Below are 25,241 nucleotides of genomic sequence, written 5' to 3' on the forward strand. Positions count from 1 at the left end.
ACACCCCCTTGAAAATGAAGTACCTATTGTATCATTGATTGCACACGGATGTCTAAATGCATGCATGATTGCGCGTTGATCCAAAGCACAAAAAAGAACATCCGCAAGGATGCCCTGTTGTAGTCGCTATCTATTTTCGCGCAATCTACACGTACCGGCTCGGAGATACCCCGAAATGCTGCTTGAACAGCTTTACAAAATAGCTTTTATTGTCGTAGCCCAGCATGAGCGCCACCTTCTCCACGGTATGATCCGGATCGAGCAGCAGCAGCCTTGCCTTCTCCATCTTCATCCGGGTGACATGCTCAATGAAGTTCTCACCGGTCTCCTTCTTATACAATCTGCTGAAGTAGCTGAGATTCAGATGCAGACGGTCCGCCACTTCCTCGAGCGTAATTTTCCGGTGCAGGTTCAGCTGGACGTATTTCTGGGCGTCGATGATCTCTGATTTCTTGCTCTTTTTGGAAATCTGTTCGGCGTGGATCACCGCCTCTTTCATGAACTTCAGGAGCCAGTCCCGCAGCTCGCTCACATTCAACATTTGTCCGATGTCGTGCTGAACCTTTTCTTTGTCGTAATGCAGGCTGAACTTCAGTTTGAGCTGCAGATCCAGCGCCAGCTTCCAGACGAATTGCTTCACGATGGAGGGCTGGAATTTCCGGCTTTCGATGAACGCCAAGAACCCCGCAATGACCGAGTCGATATCGCCATTTTCCTCGATCAGCAGACGGTTCAGCTTTTCGCTATATTCAGCATAATGGAGAAAGAGATCCTCTTCCCGCATCTTCGGCTCCAGCTCAGAGGATTTCAGGATGACAGGACCGCTCGAGTAGAAAAAGCCATCCGCCGAAGCAAGCAAATGGGACAGCTCCCGCCTCATGCCTTCGGCTCCGGCCACCATTGCGCCGATCAGGACCGACACCTCGATTTTCAGATACTTGGCAAAAGCCTTCTGGAGGTGCTTGGAAATCCGCGCCATCGTATCGTAGGGATTTGTGACCAACTCCTTCCGGCAAGCGCAGAGCAGAAAAAACTCCTGGGACGAATAGCTGAAAAAGATGACGTCAGGCTCTTCGCGAAGCAGCTCCCCCGCGGCATTCTCCACAATGAATTTCACCATTTCCTCGCTGTTATAGCGGCCGATGGCATCATGAAAACGGTGGATCCTGCAGCAAACCGGAATAAAATGTCCCAGCGTCACGTTCAGACCATATTCATGCAGCTGTTCATAGAGCGCTGCGTCCTCCAGAACGGGGCTCGACAGCAGATTCCGAAGCCACTTTTCCTTCATCGCTTCGCGGCTGCGATGGGCCTGGTCATGCAAGCGATCCACACGCAGCTTCAGATGAAGGTCGTCGTCGATCCTGCTTTTGACCCTTTCGAGGATGTCTCTCATACCGTCCAGGCTCAGTGACTCTTTCAGAATGTAATCCTGGACCCCAAGCTGCACGGCCTGCTGCGCAAAGTGAAACTCGTCATGGCATGACAAAATGATGAACCGGGTTTTCACGGCTCCGGCCTGAAGCTGCTTGATGAAGGAAAGGCCATCCATCACCGGCATCCCGATATCCGTAATGATCAGATCGGGAACCAGCTCGCCGCTCATCCGGATCGCATCATGCGCATTGGTGTATGTGCCTGCCAGCTCGAAGCCCAATTCCTGCCACGGAACCAGCTTTTCCAAAAAATTCAGCACCATCACATCATCATCGACCAACATGACCTGATACATCCCTGTTCTCCTCTCTGACCGTTAATGGAATCTTTAACATAAGAATTAAGCCCGAGCCCGGCAAGCTGTTTTTCATCTCCATGGAAAATGCGTCGCCGTATATGATTTGCAGTCTTTCCTTGACGTTCTTCAGTCCGATCCCGGATACCGGCGATCCGCCCTGGAGCTCCTGTATTTTCTCCTCCGACAGACCGATGCCGGAATCCTTGATTTCAATGAGCATCGAGCCCGACTGCTTCCATGCCGAAATGGAAATTACGCCTTGCTTCTGCTGCAGCCCGTGTATGTACGCGTTCTCGACGAGCGGCTGCAGCGTAAAGCGGGGAATCGATTCCAGGATCGTATCCGAGGCCAGGTTGGTATGCAGCTCGACCCCCTCGCTGTGCCTGAAATTCATCAGCCGCATATAATGCTCGATCGTTCCGATTTCCTCATGCAGCGGCACGAATTCATTGTTGCGGTTAATGGTCATCCGCAGCAGCGTGGAGAGCGATCCGATATTGTCGGCAATGGCCGGCTCCCCGCTAAGGATCGCCTGCAGGCGGATGGAATTGAGGGTATTGAACAGAAAATGCGGATTCATCTGGGCCTGCAGCAGCTCCAGCTCCGCCATCCGCTTGCGGGACTGCTCCCATTCGATCTGGTGGATCATCTCCCCGACCCGGTCAAGCATGCTGTCAAAAGCCAGGCCCAGATGGCCGATCTCGTCCCGCCCTTTCACCTTGGAGCGTTCCTGCAGCAGTCCCTTTTCCACCTTCGCAGCCGTGCGGGCCAGTCTCATGATCGGCTTGGTCCACTGATTGAGGAAATATAACAGCACGATGGCGAACAGGAGGAAGAAGATGATTTGCAGCACGAATACGTAGCTGAACAGGTTGCCGATGCGGCTTGTAACGCTTTCATAAGGCGTCAGGCTTTGCATGCTCCAATTGGCAAACGGGAGCGCATGTGTGACGGAAATATACTCCAGCCCGTTCCATTTCACGATGTCAAACGCGCCGGAAGAAGCATTCCGGGGCCGAAAGGTTTGGCCGATCTGCTGCGGATCGGTATGCGAGATGACGGTGCCATGGGCGTCCAGCACCATCATGACCTGGTCGGACGCGTATTTGGCGAAAATCTGGCTGAACTGTTCTTCCGGCTTGCTCAGTATGATATACGCCTTGACGCTGCTATTATAGAGCTGGAACGTGCGTGCGATCGTGACCAGATTCGGCGCCTGATCCGCATCCGAACGGACGTAATTCGGCTGCGTTCCGATCCAGGATGTCGTATTCGTCGGCTCTTTGGACAGCTCTTGAAGCCAGGGCTCCCCATACATATATTTCAAATCATTTTTATACGTCGAATAATTACTGAAATACAGGCCTCCGGGCAGCAGAATCGTAACGTACGTCTTGCCGCCGAAAAACGTAATGCGGTCCAATTTCTCGGTAATTTGCTTGAAGGAGAAAAAATCGACGGCCCCGGTGTTGTCCTTCTTATATTTATTCCAGGCCACGCGCAGATCCGTAATCATTTCACTGTCGTATTGGATCGAATTGAAGGCGTTGACCATATCCTTCATAATGTTGGATTCGTAGAGATCCGCCACCTCGAGCGATTGCTCCGCTTTGTCGACGGCCTTGTTCCTCAGCTCGTTTTTCGTATACAATCCCGTCAGGACCAAGGTAATGACCGAAGGGAGAACAAGACATAAGAGTGACGTGATGATGAGCTTCTGCCTCCAGCTCCATATAGGAAATCGCATCGCCAGCTGGTGCCTCCCTCCGCCAAACAACAAAATAACCCCACAACGTGGGGCACTGCTCCGAAGTCCATTCAGGTACTTTGCGGGGACCCCGTTAAATAACATTCTATCATGTTAAAAAAAAGGGGATGTACCATCCCCTTTTCATTATAAAATTCTAACTATTTATTCGCATCAATAATTTTCTGGAGGTTGGTCTTGATGTTTTCCATCGTTTTATCAATATCGGTCACGCCCAAAATGTAGTTATCGGCTTCGGCAATGTATGCGTTTTCCAAATCAGCCGCATAGGAAACGGTAACTGGCGGTACCGGCAGCTTGGTCACGCTGAGCGTATTGACCAGAGAAGCTTTGTCGATTTTATCCGGTGATAGGGTGGAGGATATGATCTCATCCACTTCCTTATCGAGATCAGCCTTTTTCCATGCAGACAACTGCTTCGTCAGAACCATACCTTCCGTAGAGAGATAACGGAGGAATTTGTAGGATTCTTCTTTATGCTTCGATTTGGAGGACACGACAAGCGGATCGGCTCCCCCATAAGAATAGATGTCGTCCCCTTTGTTGTTGGTAGGCCAAGGAGCGAAGGCCGATACGAAAGTCGCCGGAATTTTCTCCGTTCCCCCGGCTTCCGAGATCATCCAAGGTCCAATCGGCATCATCACGCCTTTTTGCTGGAAGTATTGGTCGCGGTATGGGATCTTCTGGGTGATGACGTCCTGATACGGCGTTGAGGATTTATCCGTTTTCTCCATTTCGTAGCGAAGCTCCAGCGATTTTTTCATGAGCGGATTGTCCGCGTTCAGGTTGATGCCATCATCCTTCATGATGCCTTGATTTTCGGGAGCGCTGTAGAGGTTCAGCAGGAAGTAGTCTTTCCAGGAATGGAAATGCGCGCCGTACGTCTTGCCCGCTCCTTCGCCCTTCGTCAGCTTTTTCGCGTAATCCCTGAAATCGTCCCAGGTCCAGTTTGTCGGTACCGGCAAGCCGGCTTCGTCCAACTTGGATTTATTCAGCAGGATAAACCATGGGCCGAATTTGCCTGGGAGCGAATATCTCTTATCGTTCACCTTCTGCTGCTCCGCTTTATACTCGTCCTCGTATTTCACGCCTTCTTTGGAAAGATAGTCGTCCAGCGGCTCCAGCATGCCATTCGCTGCTCTTTGGCTGAATGCCGGCGCGGAATTCAAGGTAAACACGTCAAAATCTTCTCCGGATGCATACATCAAGTCGATCTTTTTGATGGATTCGTTGGAGTCATTCTCCACCAGCGGAACATACTCGACCTTGATCTCCGGATTTTTTTGTTCGAATGCGTCGATAGCAGGCTGATAAACAGATGATTTTTCCCAGCCGAGAAACTTGATTTTCACGGGCTCCGTGGTGCTTGTTGGCGCATTACCTTTCGAATCGGCGTTTTCCGTTGCCGATGTTTTGTTGGAACCGCCTGAGCAGCCCGCCAGCACGCTCGATGCAACCAGCGCGGCCGTCAGGACCGACAACCATTTTTTCCCCATTTCGCATAAACCTCCCCTAGTCAATGAGCCTATTTCATTATATAGAATGAGCCGGGGCTTGACTGCCCTTGACCATTTTTGCCAGCACCCTAAATTTACCGCGTTTCTCTCAGGTCTTTCGAGTCTCTATTTTTACTTATTAGGAATTATTTTTACCCTTTTACACCGCCGAGCGCGATGCCTTCGATGACCTGCTTTTGCCCGAGCACAAAGATGACGATAAGCGGAAGGATCGCAGAGACGGTGCCGGCCATGATAAGCGAATAATACGCCCCGCTCTCCGATGCAAACTTTTGGATGCCGATTTGGATCGTCGCCAGAGAATCGCTGCGCAGGAAGATCAGCGGGTTGGCATAATCGTTCCAGGTCCATATGAACCGGAGAATCGCGTAGGTTGCCAGCGCCGGCCGGACCAGCGGTACGGCAATCCGTACGAAAATCCTGGCATTTCCGGCCCCATCCATTTTGGCGGCATCCAGATAATCCTTGTGAAGTCCGAGAAAAAACTGCCGCAGCATGAAGGTTCCCAATGCGCTGAACGAGCCGATCAGGATCAAGCCCAGATGGCTGTCAAAGAGATGCAGCCACTTGAAAATCATGAATTGAGGCACGATAATCGAATAGCTTGGAATCATGAACGTCATCAGCACGACGACGAACAGGGCGTTCCTGCCCTTGAATTCCAGATTGGAAAACCCGAAGGCCGCCATACTGGAAAAAAGCAGGGAGATCAGCGTGGTCAACACGCTAACCTTCACCGTATTCCAATAATAAACATAAAAAGGATGCTCTCCCACCCACACCTCGCGGTAATTGTCTACGATATTCCAATGCTTCGGAATCCACTCGATCGGATATTTAAATACGTCAATCTCCGGCTTGAAGGAAGCCGAGATCATCCATAGAAAAGGCGTGACGAAAGCCATTCCGGCCATGAGCATAAGGATTGTGGCCATCGTCCTGCCGATGATGTTCTGTTTACGCATACGTCACCCCGCGTCTAATAGTTAACCCACTTTTTTTGTCCGTACAATTGAAAAAGAGTGATCAGCATCACGAATCCGAACAGCAACCAGGCCATGGAGGACGCGTATCCCGTCTTCAGGTTCTCGAATGCCGTCGTATACAGGTAATAGGTAATGACCGACGTGGAGTAGGCCGGCCTTCCTTCGGTCAGTACCTTAATGATGTCAAACGATTTAAAGGTGCTGATAAAGCCCGTGACAAGGAGAAAGAACGTCGTCGGCGAAACGAGCGGGAACGTAATCTTCGTAAACCGGGTCCATGTCCCCGCCCCGTCGATATCCGCCGATTCATAGAGATCCTTGGGTATCGATTGCAGCGCAGCCATATACACGATGAGGCTAAAGCCGATGCCTACCCATACCATGATGATCATGACGGAGGGCAGCGCATAATGGACGTCGGCCAGCCAGATCGGAGGATTCTTCACGCCCAGCGCCTTGAGAAATTGATTCACGGGTCCGTAGGAAGGGTGGAAAAGAAGCTGAAAAACGATGGCTACGGCAACGATGCTGGAAATGTAAGGCATAAAGAAAATGACCTTGAAAAAGCTTTTAAAGTAGACCAGCTTATCGATGACGACAGCCAGCACCAGTGAAATGATGAGCTGAATGGGCACGACCAGCAGCAAAACCAGATTGTTTTTTAGTGAAATGAGAAATACCCGATCATGGAAAAGCAGCGAGTAATTCTTGATCCCCGTAAATTTAATTTTGTCCAGCCCAGCGATAAAGCTCCAGTCCGTAAAACTGAGAATAAGCGAAATGATGGTCGGGATAATCGTGAGCACGGTTAATCCGAGCAGCATGGGTCCGATAAAAAGGTACCCGGATAAGTTATCCCCCCGTCTCCTTTTCCGGCGTACGGCCGCGGCCTGCGCTTGCTTGCCCGTCTCCGCTAATGTCTTGTTCATAGATTGCACCCCATTCGACAGAGTTTCATACAGAAATCATATCGAACTTCGCCGCAGCGAATAAGAAATGAAAATGACCGATATGAAAATATATTTACTTTTTCTGTACGGAATCCGGACCCGGATGATATGAACGTATAAGCAAAAAGGAGTGTCTCCGCCATGAATGGCCTTGGAGACACTCCTCAATTTCCTTTCTCAACATGTATGGTTACTTCGGATTTTCATTGCTCATCCAGCCGTCCACCTGAAGCGGCTCGCCGTAATCCCCGCGGGCGACTAGCTTGCCGAGCAACTGCTCCGCTTCCTGCTTCGTCTCAAACCCGCCGAGCGCGACGACGTATTGGCCGCTCTTCGTCTTGATGATCGTGCTGCCGTCTCCGGCATACTGCTCGTCGAGCATGCCCAGCGTCTCGCCGAGCTCCATTTCCTGGCTGCGCACATAATACACCTCATGCGGCTTTTGCCGGGCTGCCGCGCCGAACAGCTTCAGCTGAATGAAGCCGGGCTTCTGGTACTCCGAAACGGAATAATCAACGTTGTCCTTCAGCTGCACGACAAACCGGATGGAGGAATCATCAAGAACGACGTTGTTGTAGACGTCCTTCACGTTCGAAAGCGCGCGGATGTCCTGCTTCAGCTTCTCCCCGTCCAGATTCCGGACCCCGTTAAAGGTAAAGATCAGACGGTTGGGTGCTTCCTTGCGATCCACCGTGTATGCGGGAGCGCTTGAAGTCTCTGCTCCATCGATGCTGAAATGGATGTTCAGCGTATTCTCCTGCACCGTAGTCGTGACGGAGACGCCGTCCGTGCGCTCCCCCCCGCCGCCTACCTGCAGTACCTTGACGATCGAGCCGACGACCGGCACGTCGGATAAGGCCATCGCGACGCCCGGCACGTTAACGGTAATCATCAACGCTGCACAGGCCGCGACCAGGATGGACGAGCCGCGCAGCAGTCTCATTTTCCTGCGATGGGTCCGTCCCCGCCGCACGGCTTCCTGCATGACACCGGATAGGCTCCCGGGTATCTGGATGTTGTCATAACGTTCTTTACCTGTCATGGGAGACCACCTCTTCCTTCTTCAAATGTTTTTTTAATTTATCGAGGATCCGGTACAGCTTCGTTTTGACGGTATTTTCCGGTAGGGACAGCACTTCGGCCATGTCCTTGAAACGCCGGTCCTCAAAATACTTCAGAATGATGAACGCCCGCTCCTCCGGCGGCAGCTGATCGAGCGCCTCATACAGATCCCACTTTTCCTCCAGGGAAATCGGCGCTTCCTTCGCAGGCAGCTCTCCTCCCCCATCCTCCATATAGGTGTACCTTTTCTTTTTCCGCATATGATCCAGCGCGCAGTTGATCACGATCCGGCTGATCCAGGTTTCGAAATATTCCGGATTCTTCATTTTCTTCAAAGACAGATAGGCTTTGTACGTTGCTTCAGATACGATCTCCAAAGCCTCCTGTTCGTTCTTAACGTAGCAGTAAGCGAATCGGTACAGCTTCTCTTTGCATAATTCCATGCGCTCGCTGAACTGCTGTTCCGATAATCCCGTATGTTCTTTCAGTATCCTCACCCCCTGGTTGTTGCACCAAGCATTCAGATAAACACGGCTTCCTCTCTGGTTCGAAGACGTCTATGAATGCTGCTATGCCCGTTAGACTGAGGAGTCCGCGAAAAAGTTTCAAGGTATATTTTCCTATCGTGAATATCATATACAAAAAGCAGCCCGGCCACATATCCGTGGGCCGAAGCTGCTTTTTCTTGCCATGCTTTATGACTTGGATGTAAGAAGCTTATAGATCACCTGGGCGCTCTCCGCCCGGGTGGCTTTCCCCAGCGGCTTGTACTGGCTGCCGTCACCGGTCAGCAGCTTCAGTTGAACAGCCTGCTGAACGGCATCGCGCGCCCAATCGTTGATTCGTGACGCATCGGTAAATGGAAGGCTTATTTCCGCTTTCTCAGGCAGAATATGATTCTTCACCTCATAAGCCCGCATCAGCATGACCGCCATTTCTTCCCGTGTGATGGGGGCTTCCGGCGCAAAAACGGTCTGCGAGCGGCCCTTAACAATGCCTGCCTCGTTCGCCGCCGCCACAGCCTCTGCATACCATTGATCGGCAGATACATCCGTAAACAATGCGGAATGCTGTGCTTTTAATTCTAACGCGCGCGCGATTAGCGCAGCGAATTCCGCCCGTGTAACGCTGCGGCTTGGCTCAAAGCGATCCTCCGCTGTGCCGGTAAGAATCTGCTTCGCAGCAAGGTATGACACCGCTGCCGAAGCCCAATGATCCGCAGGCACATCCAAAAACTTCTTATTGAATTCCACTACGGCATACTTTGAAAAATGCTGAAGCTCCGCTGTCATGGTACCGTTCGCATCCAGCTTGCCGTCAATGAATTCGATCTTGCCGTCATCTTTCAGACAGTATAAGAAAAGATGACCCTGACTGGCTTGACGGTTGACCTGAAGGGTGAGCAGCAGCGGCTTGCCGAATTCGCTGATTTCTTTCACGACCTTGCCGCCAGAATCGATCAGCAGCAGCTTGAAGTCGTAAATGGCGGAGGCTTGGGTTAGGCTGGCATGAACCATGCTGCCCGCGCGACTCAGCAGATCTGCTGCTGTCTGCTTGCTCAGCGGTTCCATCTGCACAGCCATCTGGAGTCCCGTTGTTTGGGAGGCGGATGCCGCAAGCTGCTCCAGGACCACTGCCGGCAGGGTCAGCGCATCGCTTCCATGCTTCAGCTGCAGCGATTTTCCTTGCAGAAGTTCCGCCGTCTGCAGCGGCAGGTATACCATTGCCGCATCACCGGCATCTAAGGTCACAGTCAATCCGCTTTGGGAGCTCATGGCTTCCTTGATTTGCGCAATGGTAAACGTAGTGCCAGCCTTACCGTTACCCGGCGAGGCTGTGCCGCTGCCTTGATGCCCCTGCGAACTGCCGGTGCCTCCGATCGTGCCGCTTCCATCCTGACCATTGCCATTTCCGTCGCCCCCGTCCTTCCGGGACACGACTACGGTGCTTTGAGCTTGATAATGACCGTCATGGGTCGTAACCGTAATCATGGCGGTTCCTGCTTTGAGCGGCGTGACCGTTCCGTCCGCACTTACCTTGGCGACGGAATCGTCGCTGGACGAGAAGGCCACCTCTTGATCGGATGCTCCTGCAGGCTGCACAGCAGCGATGAGTTGTCCCGTCTTCCCGCCAGCCGTTAAATTCAGCATAGGGGGCTCGAGCGTTACGCCCGTGACTGGTACCGTTCCCGGATCCACCCCGCTGCTTGTACGATGGATCGCCAGCTCAATTGTTTTGGTCGCCTTGGATGCGCGTCCCGGATCTTCATACCAAGGCAGGTTCAATGTTTCCGCACTTGGTTCGGCGTGTACACTGAAACGGTTAAGACCCGGCGCCAGCGGTATGTCCGTGACCTGCACGTTTCCTTTGGAATCCAACGTACCCGCAGGTATCGGCTGTCCATTGATGGTCACAATCGAGCCATACGGTACGTTAGCCTTGAGAGTAAACTGGGCTTCTTCCGTTTCATAAGCGATCGGATCCCCGTAAGATGTGCGCGGCAGCGTAATAATCATCGGCATATCCACCCAGCGGAGAACGTAATCGTCGATGGTCATCTTGTTGCCGCCCTGGTTCTGAATCGTCAGCTTCATATTCGTATTCTCTGAGGAATACGCATAATTGCTCATATCCGTTGAATCGTCAGCCAGGCGGGCGTGGGAAGTCAGCGCTTCCGTCGCCCAGGTTCCGCGCGTATATTTATATTGAATTGCTTTGCCTGCCATCATTTTGAAGCTGTATTCCACCACATCGCGGGTGGTCGCCCCGCTCGGAACGTTCAGCTTGCCGCCAGCTTGGTTCCACCCGTTAAAATCACCTGCAATATAAATATCATCCTGTACCGGCGTATAGCTCGGCAGATGCAGGCGCAGTTTAACATCCACCATGACGAGCTTCGGCGTCACGCTCTGTTCGGCCGATTCCGCACGGTTATAGGAAGCGTCTACAGCGGCAACCTTATAGGTGTATTGGGTATCATTGCTTACCGTATAGTCAATGAAGGATCGGGCCGCCGCCCCGAGAACGGCAAGCTTTTTATAATTCCCCTCATCCTGTTTCCGGTAAATTTCAAAATTGTAGATGTCTTCGCCTTCAGCCGTCCATTCCAGCTGCGCACGGCTCGATTCCGTATTGATCGCAGCCAGAACCGGAGGATTTGGTGGAATCATATCGCCCGGATCTGCATGCACGGCAACAGTTGCCTGCGCCGATGCGGTATAGTGCTCCCCATGATCGGTAGACACCTTGGCGAAGTAATCATATGGTCCCATTTCCGTCGGCTCAAAAGCGGCCCAGTAGACTTTTTTGTCCCCGTCATCCTTCAAGTAACGCAGCTTCGTCTCATCCGCATCCGCCGGATCCGTATCCTCCTTATAGAAGAGCAGCTTCGCAGTGATGCCGGGCATCTCTTTTCCGGCTAAAGCCTTATCATCGGATAACCCCGGGATGTCCATAGTTACTTGAATTTGCGAAGTTTTATTTCCTGCCCCAAGTGTAACAGCGCTGGACTGCTGAGTGATCTCTACCGAGGATATAGGATACGATGGCGTTGCCGATGCATATTCGCTCAAGCTGCTTTCTCCCTGATTCGTAACCGCTGTGACCGCATAGTAATATTTGGTGCCGTTTTGAACGTTCGTATCGTTCCAGATGGTGTCGGTAGCCACTCCTATCTGCTCGAGTGTTCCACCTTCGATTGGGGCGCGGTATACATGATATCCGTTAGCGTCAGGAACAGCATCCCACGTCAGTGTAACGGTCTGGTTGCCTGCTTGTGCCTGCACGTTCTTCACGGAAGACACAGCCTCCAATGCTCCATCCGAGGTCATCATCAGTCCGCTCATTGCTTGGACCGTCAAGGCCGCTTTTCCATTCTCGATGTGGACCTTCGTTCCGCTTCCCAGCTGGTCGGTCAGGCTGATGCCCGACGGCAGAAAGCCCGCTACATCGAGACTTACGGTCGTATCACTGCTGCCGCGGTTGATGACAACCAATCCTGCCTGCGTATCCGTTTTCCTTGCATAAGCAATCACGTCGCCTTTATCGTATGCCACCTTCAATGCGCCGGTACGGAAAGCTTCATTGTCATTGCGAATATGCGCTGCTTTTTGGTACGTAGCGAATAACGACGCGTACAGGCCATTTCCGGCATAGCTTCCATCCGAGCCGCTTACGCGTTCCCAAGGGAAGGTTCGACGGGAGTCAGGATCTTTTGTTCCCTCGAGCCCCACCTCATCACCATAGTAAATCGTTGGCGCTCCAGGATAGCTCATTTGGAAAATCGCCGTCAGCGCCTGCATCCTGATCGCCTCAGGCGACGCGCTTGGAGCTATTTTCAAATGCTCTTCTTCCCATGTAGGTTGATCATATTTCGTAATCGACCGGATCGTGTCATGCGAATCGACGAGATTCAGCATGACTTCCCATGCTTCTTCAGGATAATCTTCACGGATGGATTCCAGCGCATCATTAAACTGAGTCGCATTCCCATTCAAGACAAACGTTTGCAATGCGTTGCGGAAACGGTAGTTCATGACCGAGTCGAACTGGTCTCCGAGCAGGAACTTGGTCGCCACGCCCCACTCTTCGCCGAGAATAATCGGATCATCGATCGTTTCACCGTTGCTGTCGGATCGGCCTGCCGTTGACTTCACCGCTTTCCGAAACTGTTCCCAGGTCCCCGAGGACACGTCCGGAGCAACATCCAGCCGCCAGCCGCGGGCTCCGAGCCACTCCCAGCGCTGGGAATTGGCTTCCTGCATCTGCTTGTCCGCTTGCTCATCCGCTAAACCGCTCAGATCATGCCCAATGACCTGATCACGGTAGCCCTGCACGTTCCATTCATGATTGCCCGACAGACCCTCCGTATCACCGGCCGCCGGTTCCGGCGCGTCAATGACGGGAAGGGAATCATATCCCCACCAGCCTTCGTATTTGTAATGGCCATCGACCTTTTCGTTGGTGACCTTGAACCATTTGGTAAAATCGAAGTCCTCCGGGTAAGCATAATGTTGGCCGGTAGCCGGATTCACCTGTGAGGTAAAGGAGGCGATGACCTCCTGCTCCGCCTTCGCCTGGCTCAGGCTGGAATCGGCATTCATTTTGTCGTATACCTTGGACCAATATTCGTAAGCACCAATCTCCGGATACTTTTCATAACGGTCAAAGTAGATGGAATCGTCGCCGACGTGATTGAAAACCCCGTCCACGATGAGTTTCATGCCTTTGGCGCGCGCCTGCTTCGCGAAATCGGTAAATACCCGGTCGGAGGCCGCACGCGTCTGTTCGTAATTGAGACCCGAGGTCGGATCACCCGGCTCGTTGTACACCGGTTTGCCGAACATCGGATCCAGGTGCTTGTAATCGGTCGCATCGTATTTGTGATTGGAGGCTGCCCATGCGACGGGGTTGAAGTAGATAACATTGACGCCAAGTGCTTTCAGGTAGTCCAGCTTTTGGCCAACGCCTTGTATGTCCCCGCCGTAAAATTCGTTGGTCCAGATTCCATCCGATTTGGCATCCGGATAATAAGGTTTATTCTCCGGCAGCACGCGATCCGGATTTTCCGGAACGTCCTGCCACCTTCCCGCCACATCCTGAGGTACGGGGTCATTGGATACCCCACCATCGAAGAACTGCAGCTTATGCCCGTTCTTGGCGGTCATGGTTTCGCCCGGCAGGGCTCCTCCGCGGTATCCGTCCACGATCTTGGCCCGGTTGTTGGTTGGATCACCATCCAGAAAGCGGTCCGGGAATATCTGATAAACAACGGCATTCTTCATCCAGTCGGGAGTCACAAAATCGCTCTTATACACGGTCAGATCATAGGGAAGAACGCCTTCATCCGCAGTTGTGCCTATGCCACCGCGCGTATTGTCATCCCCGTACTCCACCTTGGTCATCCCGTCGATCAGGATAAACTTGTAATTCCAAATCCCGATGCCTTGAAAGGCCGTTTTGGGAATCGTAATCTCCCAATAATCCTGACCGCCAAAAGAGGTTGCTACATGCATGTCGTAGGCTGTGGAGAGACCGCCAGGGTTCGTCAGCTCCACTCGAGCCGCTTGCAGATCGCCGGATTCCGCAGCAATACGGAGCGTCAAATCGGCTTCCCTCTCTTTAATAGCACCAAAGGGCTTCTTGTACGTGATTGAGCGCGAGTCGAAATACAGCTTGCTCTTGTTAATCTTCCCGTCAAAGGAAGCATCGGCAGGCTTATAATTGGTTCTTAGCTCCGGCTTCTCAGCGCTTAAATCGATCGAGAAAATGACATCGGCAGGATCCAGCGTATTCAGTGCAAAGTTATTGCGGCTGCTGTCCCCATAGTTAAGAACACCCTCGTCCCAGCTATCCCCCAGCACCACTTTCATCTGGTAATTTCCGGCCGGGACCGAACGTTGAAGCTCGTACACGGAGCCGTCAAAATTCGTATCGACGAACATCTGCTTCGCATCAGAAGGCGACCACATCGGCTCGCCGAACACCGGCTGAATGTCGCCGACCAGCCTTGGCCACTGCGCTTCCGCCAGCTTTGGCGTGTACTGCGGCAAGCCCTGTACTCCCGGAATATTGATCCGGGCCTGGCGAAGCTTCTCATTGACATAAAAATTGACCTTTGCAGGCGTCGTCAGATCAAAGGCAAAATTATTTCCGTTATTGGAAAAACTGTCATCCCAGTTTCCGTTCCTAACGATCTTGAATTCATGATGGCCCGCTGAAAGGACCGTGGAGAACTCATAGAAGTCTCCTGTCAGATGCTTGAGCCTCGTATCCTCGGAAGTATTGTTCCAGCCTTGAAAGCTGCCCGCCACAACCCACTTGGAAGCACCTCCCGGCTGCTCGACAAGCTCATCCGGCTGAAGACCGGCACTGCCGCCAGCCGCCTTCGGCTGCGCGTCCGGCTCGCTCACAGTGATCACATTATCTGTCCCGTCTACCGCGGCATTACCCGGATCCAAAAAGCGGATATCCGCATACCCTTCCGCGGAAGCCATAAAGGAGTATGTATAGGCTGCGTTCGAAAGGGTTTCGGTATTATACGCATACAACCCATCAGATAAGGTGAGCCGATGAGCTTCACCTGTCGGGTCAAAGCTTCCCGTTACGGAGAAAGCAGGCGTATAAGCAAGATGCAGCGTACCCTGGTCATCGGCTTTAGCCGTCAGATCCGGCTCGCCAGGCTTCATGCCGTTTACCTCAAGGTGGTAGGCGTATTCCCCTCCAGCCTGCAAGCCTTGGATTTCTGCTGTATAAGTACCGTCATTCTCCTGATCGGTTAACTCCGCCGTTCCTTTCCAGCTCTCCGATGTACCGACCGCTATAACGTGAACTGAAGATTTCGGAAGCTGAAAATAGATTTTCCCCTGCTCCGCGTAGGTAGACTTGCTCGTTTCTGCCGCTGCATCGGCAAATATCGGGCTGAACGATCCGGCAATCATCTGTACAACCATCAATAAAGCTGACAGAAGAGCGGTCAGACGTAAATGCCCTCTTCTCTTAGAACGCATATAAGGCCTCCTTATAAAATCAATCAAAGCTTATACCCAGTTGAGCAAACGTTTGCACTAACAGAAACAACCGTCCTCCTCTCACTGCGTGCATTGGTTAGGTTATTATTGGAAACTGATCTCATCATATTATGAAAACGCTTTATCGTCAATTGAAAGCGTACTCATTTCTTATATTTTATACCTATTTTACTCTTTAATTAAAATTCTCTCTTGATGTAGAAAATCCACCTGAAATCTTGTGCAATCGTTTGACAAGAATAGGTTTGATTCGACGTTAAGAAAATCCGAAGATGAAGATGTAACTTTAAGAGCAGGATTCATGTTATATACAGTAAGCTGAATATTTTCCGATAATTAAAGAGGTGAGCCTGTGACCGATCACATGGAGGCAAGAGAAGAAGATGAAGAACTTCGGAGAAAGCATGAGAGATTATGGAATGATCTGTCCGCGCTCCCCGAGGATCAGGCACATGAATGGCTGGACGAATTTTCCAGTCAGATTCAGCTGCAGCAGATGAAGGACCAATCCTACCAAGACTTGAAGAGCACGCTTCGTTCGCCCTGGCTGTATGTAAGTCTAATGATAGGAATCAGCATCCCGGTGCTTCTGTATGTCGGGTATATCTATACGTCCCTCGCGCTTGAATAAAGGTATTACCAACGAATAGGAGAGAGCTTCCGCTTGAAAAACCCGACGGCATTTGCGATTTTGCTTACGCTGAACATCCTGTATGGATTGACCCTTTTTTTGTATCCCATCATGCTGTATATGTCCGTGTTCTTATTCGATGCGCCCAGCTCCTATCACTATTGGGGCACGTATGCCATCGCATTCACGATCATGAGCTATCCGCTGTGGCCGATCCTGTCGCTGCTGTGCTGGGTGTTCTATCATCGAAGCTCCTACAAGTGGGCTTACATTATTGCCAATTTAGCCTTGGTATGGCTGCTCGTACTCGTTCTCATGTTTATCATCGTATAACATGCCGCTGAGCCGCCGCTGAATGAAACACCAAAAAAGCTTCCACCGGAACTGCGGTTCCAGGGAAGCTTTTACACTTTGGCAGAAGCATTCGGACGTCTACCGCAACTGCTGCGTTTTCTCATACTGTTTCTTGGCCTTATAAGCAAAAATTGCATAGATCAGAATCATGGCCGGAATCAACAGCCAGGTAAAACCCCTTAGGAAGGCAAACGGCGTTTCAAACAGAAAGGCCCGCCAAAAATGTCCCCCGCTCATATCCCACAGCCCCGGCGTGTAATAGAGCAGCTTAGGCTTAATAAACGCCGTCACGTCAATTGCATCCGTGGAGATCAACACGGCAAACAGCGGGATGAAGCAGCAGGCCAGCGACAGCCACATATCCGAAATCCGCTTGTACCGCGCCGCCTTGGAATCGACGTCGGAGAAAATATCCTCGCTCCCCTGTGCACCGGTTCGTTTAAAGTATTGGGAGCCTGAGCTCTTTGTCCCTGCGACATGTATCCATCCGCTATCCTCAAACAACGCCTTGTAATCTTCGAAATCCCGCCGGCTTGTAAAGCTGCGGTAATCGATGCGAAAGTTCGTCTCCTCCGGCTGCGTGTGCACAAACTCGTAGGCTATCGATTTCCCCACCAATACGTATCCCTGCCTGGCCATTTCGTTGAGCCATTGTTCCTCATGGTCAAAGTTCGTAAAAAACTTCATTTTTTTCATGTCGGTCGCTCCCCTGTTTTTATCCCATTATCGTACTTGTCATGTCCAGCATGTGGCGCATACGTTCATAATCCTGCCGCAGTATCTCCCGTCCCCCGTCCGTGATGACGTACACCTTACGGCGGCTGTCCTCGCTGTGAACCGGCATGATGAATTTCTGCTTCAGCAGATTCTCCACGGCCCCATAAAGCGTACCGGCAGCCATCCGCACCTGGCCGGCGCTCAGCTCCTCCACTTTTTGCATAATCAAATATCCGTGCGCGGGTTCGAGCAATGCGAGCAGTATATAATAAACCGTTTCGGTCAGCGGCAAATTTTTGTCCCTGTTCAAAATAAAAGCCTCCTTTTATCCAGCGCCGCTTTATATCGCATCACTGTATAGTTATACTATATATAGTCAGACTGTATATTGCAATAGAAAAAAGGCCAAAACCTTCTAAGGCTTTGGCCCATACCACCAGACTTACTTCGCCGCTGCGTCCACACGCAAGGATACACGCTTGTCGCTCTGAGGAATGTCGAGCACGATAAGCCCGCTATCCGAGCCTGGATACGGACGAATCTCCATCTCGAAGCCGCTAGCTCCGGCCGCATGAATCCGTCCGTCTCCGAGCAGCGCCGCTTGGGGGTGATAAATCACCGTTTCGCGGCCCGACGGAATGAACTCCATGGTGAATGTTTCGGTGTCATAATCATAATGATAGCCTTCAAGCACGCCGCCGACAGCCTGCGGATACGCGCGCTGCAGCACCGGACTATACGGGGACTCCCGGAAGCCGTCGCACCAGCACCAGTACGTATTGCTCCATAGGTATTTCTCGAATATGGCAATCAGCTGCCGCGCCAGTGCCGCCGTGGCCGGGTGATTCGAAAAAGCCCCCCACTCGCCAATGAGAACGGGAATGTTCAATCGTTCCTGCACGTTGCGGTGCGTCTTGAAAATGAGCTCCACGCGCGCCGGGTTATAGATCTCGTAATGCTCCGTGTCCACTACCAGATCGTAGCCGTGAGGAACAAAAACCTGTCCCGGAAACACGCCTTCGTCCCCGCTTGCCAGCGTCAGGCCTGACTCCACGCCCATATTGGAAAAATAGCTCGTCTCCAGCATCAGAAATCCATCCGCAGCGGCCGTACGGATCGCCGCCGCGGTTTTGCCGAAGAAGGGCGCCAGCACATCCCGCTCGAACCGCTGCGACGCCTCCTTGGCGCTGTCCACCAGCTTGCCGTATACGGCCATATCCGCCATGCCTGCGAGCACTTCCTGCTTCTGTTCCTCATCGAACCATAACCCCGCCAATGCCTCCGTCGCCGTTTCCGTTTCCGCTTCAGAAAGACCCTTCGTTTCCCGGGCGTAGGCGGCAATGAGACTGCCGAACACCTCCTGTCCCTGTGTGCCGGGATAAGGCTCATTCATCATGTCGTAGCCGATGACATTGCTGCAATCCGCAAAAAAGGCAGCCGCATGCGTCCACATCGCCGCATAATGATCCTGGAGACCAATGCCGTCCGAAGCCGGCGTATTCGCCCAAAAATGATCCAGCGACCGGTTCACCGCAGGACTCTCCAGGTATGCATCGCTCCACAAACTCCCCGTCACATGAGGGAGATCGTCCGTAAGGGTCGCCCATGGCGGCGCACCGTCGCCAAAAAGAGAGCTGTACAAATCCTGGTGCATATCCAGGAAGACGTAGATGTCATGCTGCTCCGCCCAGCGGATCTGCCGCTTGATCCGGCTTAAATAAGCATCGTCGTATACACCCGGCGCAGGTTCCACGCCATCCCAAGTCAAGCCAAGGCGAATCACGTTAAAGCCCTGCTCATGAAACCAGGCAAACAGCCCTTTGTCACAAGGCGTCACATAGCCCTTTTCCTTCTCCTTGCAGACCAGGTTCACACCGCTCAAGATCACCTGCTGTCCCTCTTCATTCACAAACCGCCGTCCGTCCGTCATGAGCTTCTTCATCACTGATCTTCCCCTCCCGTTTCCCCGGCTTCGGCAACCGGGATATAGAGTTCGATATAATGCTTGTTGTATTGGTTATAGAGATTGATTTCCAGGGAATGGCCGTCTATGCGAAGACCTCTCCGGTGGATAAACGCCTTCATCTGATCGTAATGTTGATCCAGCTCGGCATAGCCCTCCTTCCCGATCATGACGCATTTTCTTGCGCAATAACAGGGTGGCAGCTCCTGGAACGCCCCGGCTTCCTCCATCGGAAATGTCGAAAGGATGCCGTTGTTCAAATAGCTGTGATACTGTCCTGACGCCAGATTTTCCTGCGATACGACCGATATAATATGGCAAAAGGCCAGCCATTCCTGATCGGCGCTGATGCTGCGCACCTGCTCCTGTACCCGGTTTCCGAGCTTTTTATCCCCGCTTTCCATGACAGAGTCGGTGAGGAGCACCCAATACGGACTTCTTTTCACCAGCTCGATCATATCCGTGTCCTCGAAGCGGCGCAGTTGTTCATCCAGCACGTCCAGCTTGCGCGAGAGCCGCTTCAGAAACGCGAGCTGGCGGCTGATATCCTGCCTCTTGTCGGCAATCAGACGGCGCACGTCATCCAGGCTGTCGCTCGTCAGGAGCGACTGGATCCGCTCGATCGGCACATCCATCGCCCGCAGCATCCGGATGGTGATCAAAGCATCGAATTGCTCGAGATCATAGTAACGGTAACCGTTGTCGTCCCGTTCTCCGGGAGGGAGCAGACCGATCTTGTCATAATAGCGCAGGGTATCGATGGGCATATCCAGAATTTTTGATACCTCGCCGATCGTGAATTTCAGTTTAAGCATGGCATGATTCATGCCTTCGGGCCTCCTCTGCGGGCATAGTTGCTGAAAGCGGAAATTTCCTCTTCCTTGTGCTTGTCGAAAGGATACAGCGCCATCGGAATAAGGCCGATGAATACGGTGACCAGGGGAATCAGACCGGTCGCCACCCGGATGCCCAGCACCGCGGAGTCACTCTGCGTTTCCGCCAAGCCGTTATAACCGAATGCCCCGATAACGCCCATGAAGACCACGGTTTGCAGGCTGGAGAAGGCGATAATGAAGATGGAGAACAACCCATTGAACAGCCCCGTTTTCCGCACCCCCGTCACACGTTCGTTCTCATCGATCAGCAGCGCCCCGACCTGCGAGGTCGCAGTCCGGAAATAATTGACCGTGAACACGATCAGTACATAAGAAAAGGCAGCCGCCCAAATATTGTCCGCGAGGAAAATGCCGCCGTAACCCAGCACCGCAAAGCCCGTTCCCAGGTACACGCTTTTTTTCGTGCCGAACGTTTTCACGATGTACCCTATGACAGGCAAAAATATCAGCGCAGTCACGTGCGTACTGACATCCACCACCGTCGCCGTCAAGCCGTCCACATTAAGCACATCATCCATGTAGTAAAGATAAGGCGTAAAGTAGAATCCGATGGGACCCAGCGTAACGATGGAGTAGATTACATAGGTAAGGAAGGGACGTGATTTGATGATATGCCATGCTTCCTTCCACATTTCACGCCGGTTCAGCGGCTGATGCTGCAGCGTTTCATGCATATGGGCATCATCCGGAAGTCCGCGCAGGGCCAGCACAAAAAATATCGTTTCCGCTGCAATGACCGCTGTAAAAATCGGAATAATGATCTCGCGCCTCCCGTCTCCAACCAGGAGCAGGGTGGGGATCAGCGTAATCAGAAAGGACATCGCCTGCGAGATGTAGTTCTGAATAATGTTGACGTCAACACGCTCTTCCTTGGTGGGGGCCGCGATCAGCGTGTAGGATTGATACGCCACGCTGTAAGCGGTTGCGGCTGTGTCGTATATAAACAGCTCCACCGTGTACAGCAGGAAAATAAGCCACTGGCTCCAGTCCGTACTGGATAGCATCATGAGGAAGGAGGACACGATCATGAAAGGAACCGTCACGCGCATCAGATAGACGTATTTGCCGCGGTTCGGGCGATTCCTCATTTTGTCGATCCAGACGCCGATCATCGGGTCGTTCAAGGCGTTCCAAATGTTGTAGATGATGTACACCCAGCCTACATAGGTAGGACTCAGCCCGATCATGTCGGTGTAATACTTGATGAACACGTTATGAATGAGTACGCCGCCGACAGACAGAATGGGGCCCGGCAGGGCCAACTGCCATTTCTGTTTCAGGGTCAGACCGGTGCCGGTAAAACGAAACGCTCCGCGAACGGAGCCTGCCATCTTCCGCAAGATGATCAAATATCCTTTCCTCCCTCGCTTTTCATCTTCGCCAGAGCCCTGCTGTTTGGTTGATTTGCCCATATTATAAAGGATGGAGTCACTCCAGGCTAAAGAGGTTTCCGCAAATAATTTTCACGAAAAAAAGGCGGGTTTGATCCGAGTTTTATTCCGCGCAAAAAGGCTGCCCCGGCAGCCATCCGGCAGCAGCATGAATGTTGAATGGACCTACGAATGCATTCGTTGGCCGCAGCACCGAGAATTCCGGCAATCCCTTTACCAGCCGATAGACGCCGAACCCTGCGCGACGTATTCCGTGGGCGACTGGCCGCAGTGCTTTTTGAATACCCGATGGAAATACGAAGTATCGTAATACCCGAGATATTGCGATATACCGGCGACCGTCATGTCCGAACCGAGCAGCAGGCTGCAGGCTTCCAGCATCCGCAGCTGGTGCATGTACCGGATCGGGGAGCGGCCGTGCACCTCCTTGAAGACGGCGGACGCGTAACTGGGGGAGCGGCCGATCAGTGCAGCCAGCCGGGTAATTTCGATCTGCTCCCGGTAGTGCTCCAGCAGGAAAGCCTTCATCGTATCCGCATATTTCAGCTTGATAGGCGCCAGAGCCGGCTTGTCCAGCTCGCGGGCAATCATGCCAAGGAGCTCCTGCAGAATGCCGAGGCAGATGATCGAGCGGTAGCTTCTGCCGCCCCGCATCTCCTCGTACAGCTTGTCGCAGCGGTGGAAGGCGTACTCGATCGGAGATAACCTGAACCGGACAAATTGCCCTTGATCCAGGAACGGAATTCCTGTCTTCGCCCCGGGCTCGCATGTAAACAAAACGGTATGCTTTTGATGGGGGATGCCGCTTAGGTTCTCTCCTGCGCGCCGGGCTCCCCGGGGAATGAACAGCACGTCCCCCGCCTCCGCGTCCGTAACTTGTTCATTAATCTCGTAACGCACACGGCCCTCCCTTACGACCACGAGCACGTTGTACGGAATGGTTTCAAGCTGGGTTCTCCAATCGGGGATGTTTTGATCGAAATTTACACTCAAGATTTGAATCATATTCGGCACCTCTTCGCTTCACCTGTTACATGAAACCCTATCATACCAGGGATTACACGTAAACCACGGGTCTATCGTTCTGCCTGAAGCCCAAAAAAATCATAGTGGAAATGTACAACGATTCAATGAATGTACATCGACGGTGAAAGGGCGGCACGCCTATAATTCACGGCATAGGCTTTTCAAATCATATCCGGAGAGGATGAATGAACGATGAGAGTGTTACTGCTGGATTTGGATTCAACGAGACCGGACCACCTGGGCTGCTATGGATACCACCGGAATACCTCGCCCCATATTGACCGCGTGGCGGCCGAGGGCGTCCGCTTCGATCAGTACTACACCTCGGACGCCCCTTGCTTTCCGTCGCGTTCGGCGCTGATGACGGGCCGCTTCGGTATCCATAACGGCGTGGTCGGCCACGGAGGGACAGCGGCTGACGTCCGGCATGAAGGGCCGGACCGCGATTTTCACGACAGACTGACCTCGGAGAGCTTTCCTGCGGTCTTCCGCCGGGCGGGCATGCGGACTGCATTGGTAAGCCCGTTTGGCGAGCGGCATTCCGCCTGGACTTTTTATGCCGGATTCAATGAAATTTATAATACGGGCAAGAGCGGCATGGAGTCGGCCGAGGAAGTTACCCCGGTCGTGCTGGACTGGATCGAACGCAACGCGGAACAGGACGACTGGCTGCTGTACGTGAACTATTGGGACCCGCACACCCCGTACCGGGCGCCGGAGTCGTTCGGCAACCCGTTTCAGGACGACCCGCTTCCGGCTTGGATCACTGAAGAGGTCCTGGAGCGCCACAAGCAAAAGGTCGGCCCCCACGGCGCGAACGAAATCAATATGTATAACAGCAGCACATCGCCGAAATACCCTCGTCATCCCGGCGATATCCGGGACATGGAAGGTTTGCGGACGATGATCGACGGTTACGATTGCGGCGTCCGGCATATGGACGATCATATCGGAATGATTCTAAACAGGTTGACCGAAAAAGGAATTATGGATGACCTGGTCATCATCATCACCGCCGACCACGGCGAAAACCTGGGAGAGCTCGGCATTTACGGTGAGCACGCCACCGCGGACCAAGGCACCTGCCGTATCCCGATGATCATCCGGTGGCCAGGCATGCAGCAGGGAATATCCGATGATTCGCTGCACTACCACCTCGACCTGGTGCCGACGATGGCGGAGATGCTGGGCGTCGAACCGGCGCAGAGCTGGGACGGCCGCAGCTATGCCGACACGCTGCGCAGCGGAAATCCTGACGGAAGAGAATACCTGGTCGTCTCGCAGTGCGCCCACGTATGCCAGCGCAGCGTGCGGTTCGGGGACTGGCTGTATACCCGCACATACCATGACGGGTATCACCTTTTCGATAAAGAAATGCTGTTCCATATCGCGGAGGATGCCCACGAGCAGAACAATCTGGCGCAGGAACGGAGAGATTTGTGCAAGGAAGCGGTCTACTTGCTGAACGAATGGCATGACGAGATGATGATGACGATGAAATTCGACGTAGACCCGCTGTGGACGGTCATCCAGGAAGGCGGGCCGTACCATGCGAAGGGACATCTTCCGATGTACATCGAACGGCTGGAGGAGACCGGAAGAGGGCATGCCGTGCCCGAACTCAAGCGCCGGCATCCGGGAGAGTTTACCCGGAATTAAGCGGGGCGGGCTGGAATAAGGAAAGGGACTATCACGTGAGGATAGTCCCTTTCCTATTTTCGGATGCCAGGACCTTGATGATCATCCTGAAAGGCATTACGCATGATTTTTCTTTCTCGTGCGCCACCGGGTCGGAGCTTCTCCCATCACCCGCTTGAACTGCCGGTTGAAGCTGGACAGGGTCGCATAGCCAACTTCCTCGGAAATGGCCAATACGCTGTTGTCGCTATGGCACAGCAGGGCAGCCGCGACCTGAATGCGCACGTTGTTGATATAATCCAGCGGAGCCATACCCATGCACTTGCGGAAAATGCGGCGGAAATGAGTAACGCTGAGGCAGCATACCCCGGCCAAACGTTGAACCGGGACCGAATCCATATAGTGCTGGGAAATATATTCGAGCGCTTTGGATATTTTGTGCATGTCGTGCCGGTCAGCCCTGCTCGCCGCGGCTTCGGGTATCCCCTCGTCTTGCAGCATCGTTTGCCTGCCGATCAGCGTCAGGAGGGTCCAGATGTATCCTTTCGCAGCCGATTCATACCCCGGCTGACGCCGCTCCAGCTCCTTCATTGCGTTATCTGTCAGCCGGACGACCTCGGCATGCTTATCGGAAGTGACGATGTTGCAGAACCCGGGGTGACTCTGCTTTCCGGCCCGATCCCAGAATCCGGAGGATACCGCGTCCGCCGAGAAAAGGGCCTTCGGGTCAACGAAGCAGAAATGCCACTTGCTTACGTTTCCCTTTAAGCTCTGAGCAAGGTGAAGCTGGTTCGGAAAGATAATGCTCACGTCTCCCTGGGCGTAAGGCAGGACTTTGTCTTCGATGAAAAAGACCCCTGAACCCTCGAAACAGTAGCCGATCTCAATGCAGTTGTGAAAGTGCAGATACGTAATCTCGTCATCCCCCTGAACGTAATTGTTCATCCAGTCGACGGGGAAATCGGAGGGCAGCACATAAGGCTGGGAAACCACTTTATAATCGGATGGTCGATTTTGCACAGTTTTCAGTCCTTTTTCGGCAGAACCGATGTTTTCCTTATATTAAACTATCCTTGAA

The 25,241-nt window shown here is 52.8% G+C and carries 18 protein-coding genes; 3 read left to right on the forward strand and 15 right to left on the reverse strand.

Annotated elements, in window-relative coordinates:
• Window positions 1-145: 145 nt before the first annotated feature.
• From PCH05_RS16590 to PCH05_RS16625, 8 genes are all read right to left on the reverse strand, one after another.
• Window positions 146-1,732 carry a helix-turn-helix domain-containing protein gene (locus tag PCH05_RS16590; protein WP_127603879.1) on the reverse strand — a complete coding sequence of 529 codons (1,587 nt, stop codon included), beginning with the start codon at window positions 1,730-1,732 and terminating at the stop codon, window positions 146-148.
• Window positions 1,707-3,482 (reverse strand): cache domain-containing sensor histidine kinase, encoded by a 1,776-nt coding sequence (locus PCH05_RS16595; RefSeq protein ID WP_164766680.1) that lies wholly within the window; start codon window positions 3,480-3,482, stop codon window positions 1,707-1,709. Before PCH05_RS16595 ends, PCH05_RS16590 begins: the two co-directional genes overlap by 26 nt.
• 161 nt (window positions 3,483-3,643) lie before the next feature.
• Entirely contained in the window at window positions 3,644-4,999 is a 1,356-nt protein-coding gene (locus PCH05_RS16600; protein WP_127603883.1) for an ABC transporter substrate-binding protein, read from the reverse strand.
• 152 nt (window positions 5,000-5,151) lie between these two features.
• On the reverse strand, window positions 5,152-5,985 hold the full coding sequence (locus tag PCH05_RS16605; protein WP_127603885.1) for a carbohydrate ABC transporter permease: 834 nt from the start codon (window positions 5,983-5,985) through the stop codon (window positions 5,152-5,154).
• A gap of 14 nt (window positions 5,986-5,999) precedes the next feature.
• Entirely contained in the window at window positions 6,000-6,935 is a 936-nt protein-coding gene (locus PCH05_RS16610; protein WP_127603887.1) for a carbohydrate ABC transporter permease, read from the reverse strand.
• Between the two features lie 211 nt (window positions 6,936-7,146).
• Entirely contained in the window at window positions 7,147-7,998 is an 852-nt protein-coding gene (locus tag PCH05_RS16615; protein WP_127603889.1) for an AMIN domain-containing protein, read from the reverse strand.
• Complete coding sequence (locus PCH05_RS16620) at window positions 7,988-8,461, reverse strand: sigma-70 family RNA polymerase sigma factor (RefSeq protein WP_127603891.1); 474 nt, start codon at window positions 8,459-8,461, stop codon at window positions 7,988-7,990. The genes PCH05_RS16615 and PCH05_RS16620 overlap by 11 nt, the downstream gene beginning before the upstream one ends.
• 252 nt (window positions 8,462-8,713) lie before the next feature.
• Window positions 8,714-15,526 carry an alpha-amylase family glycosyl hydrolase gene (locus PCH05_RS16625; protein ID WP_127603893.1) on the reverse strand — a complete coding sequence of 2,271 codons (6,813 nt, stop codon included), beginning with the start codon at window positions 15,524-15,526 and terminating at the stop codon, window positions 8,714-8,716.
• A 373-nt stretch (window positions 15,527-15,899) separates the two neighbouring features.
• On the opposite strand from PCH05_RS16625, the gene PCH05_RS16630 reads away from it, so the two are divergent.
• Together PCH05_RS16630 and PCH05_RS16635 are read left to right on the forward strand one after the other, a co-directional pair.
• Window positions 15,900-16,178, forward strand: coding sequence for a hypothetical protein (locus PCH05_RS16630; protein WP_164766681.1), 279 nt, complete (start codon window positions 15,900-15,902; stop codon window positions 16,176-16,178).
• A gap of 33 nt (window positions 16,179-16,211) precedes the next feature.
• Entirely contained in the window at window positions 16,212-16,511 is a 300-nt protein-coding gene (locus PCH05_RS16635) for a hypothetical protein (protein WP_127603897.1), read from the forward strand.
• Between the two features lie 99 nt (window positions 16,512-16,610).
• On the opposite strand, the gene PCH05_RS16640 is transcribed toward PCH05_RS16635, so the two are convergent.
• From PCH05_RS16640 to PCH05_RS16665, 6 genes are all read right to left on the reverse strand, one after another.
• Window positions 16,611-17,228: a DUF2812 domain-containing protein gene (locus tag PCH05_RS16640; protein ID WP_127603899.1), complete on the reverse strand. Its 618-nt coding sequence runs from the start codon at window positions 17,226-17,228 to the stop codon at window positions 16,611-16,613.
• Window positions 17,229-17,247: 19 nt separating this feature from the next.
• Window positions 17,248-17,559 (reverse strand): PadR family transcriptional regulator, encoded by a 312-nt coding sequence (locus tag PCH05_RS16645; RefSeq protein ID WP_127603901.1) that lies wholly within the window; start codon window positions 17,557-17,559, stop codon window positions 17,248-17,250.
• A gap of 132 nt (window positions 17,560-17,691) precedes the next feature.
• The gene (locus tag PCH05_RS16650) at window positions 17,692-19,191 is read right to left on the reverse strand and encodes a cellulase family glycosylhydrolase (RefSeq protein ID WP_127603964.1); all 1,500 of its coding nucleotides are present in this window, start codon (window positions 19,189-19,191) and stop codon (window positions 17,692-17,694) included.
• The gene (locus PCH05_RS16655; protein WP_127603903.1) at window positions 19,191-20,039 is read right to left on the reverse strand and encodes a MerR family DNA-binding transcriptional regulator; all 849 of its coding nucleotides are present in this window, start codon (window positions 20,037-20,039) and stop codon (window positions 19,191-19,193) included. Before PCH05_RS16655 ends, PCH05_RS16650 begins: the two co-directional genes overlap by 1 nt.
• Entirely contained in the window at window positions 20,036-21,457 is a 1,422-nt protein-coding gene (locus PCH05_RS16660) for an MFS transporter (RefSeq protein WP_246049663.1), read from the reverse strand. Before PCH05_RS16660 ends, PCH05_RS16655 begins: the two co-directional genes overlap by 4 nt.
• Before the next feature lie 255 nt (window positions 21,458-21,712).
• Window positions 21,713-22,504, reverse strand: coding sequence for a helix-turn-helix domain-containing protein (locus tag PCH05_RS16665; RefSeq protein WP_127603907.1), 792 nt, complete (start codon window positions 22,502-22,504; stop codon window positions 21,713-21,715).
• A 213-nt stretch (window positions 22,505-22,717) separates the two neighbouring features.
• Between PCH05_RS16665 and PCH05_RS16670 the strand changes: the two genes are divergently transcribed.
• Window positions 22,718-24,184, forward strand: coding sequence for a sulfatase family protein (locus tag PCH05_RS16670; RefSeq protein WP_127603909.1), 1,467 nt, complete (start codon window positions 22,718-22,720; stop codon window positions 24,182-24,184).
• Between the two features lie 96 nt (window positions 24,185-24,280).
• Here PCH05_RS16670 and PCH05_RS16675 read toward each other — a convergent pair whose 3' ends face one another.
• Window positions 24,281-25,183 carry an AraC family transcriptional regulator gene (locus PCH05_RS16675; protein WP_127603911.1) on the reverse strand — a complete coding sequence of 301 codons (903 nt, stop codon included), beginning with the start codon at window positions 25,181-25,183 and terminating at the stop codon, window positions 24,281-24,283.
• Window positions 25,184-25,241 lie beyond the last annotated feature (58 nt).

This window comes from Paenibacillus chibensis, assembly GCF_004001045.1.
GTDB classification, from domain to species: Bacteria; Bacillota; Bacilli; order Paenibacillales; family Paenibacillaceae; genus Paenibacillus_AQ; species Paenibacillus_AQ chibensis.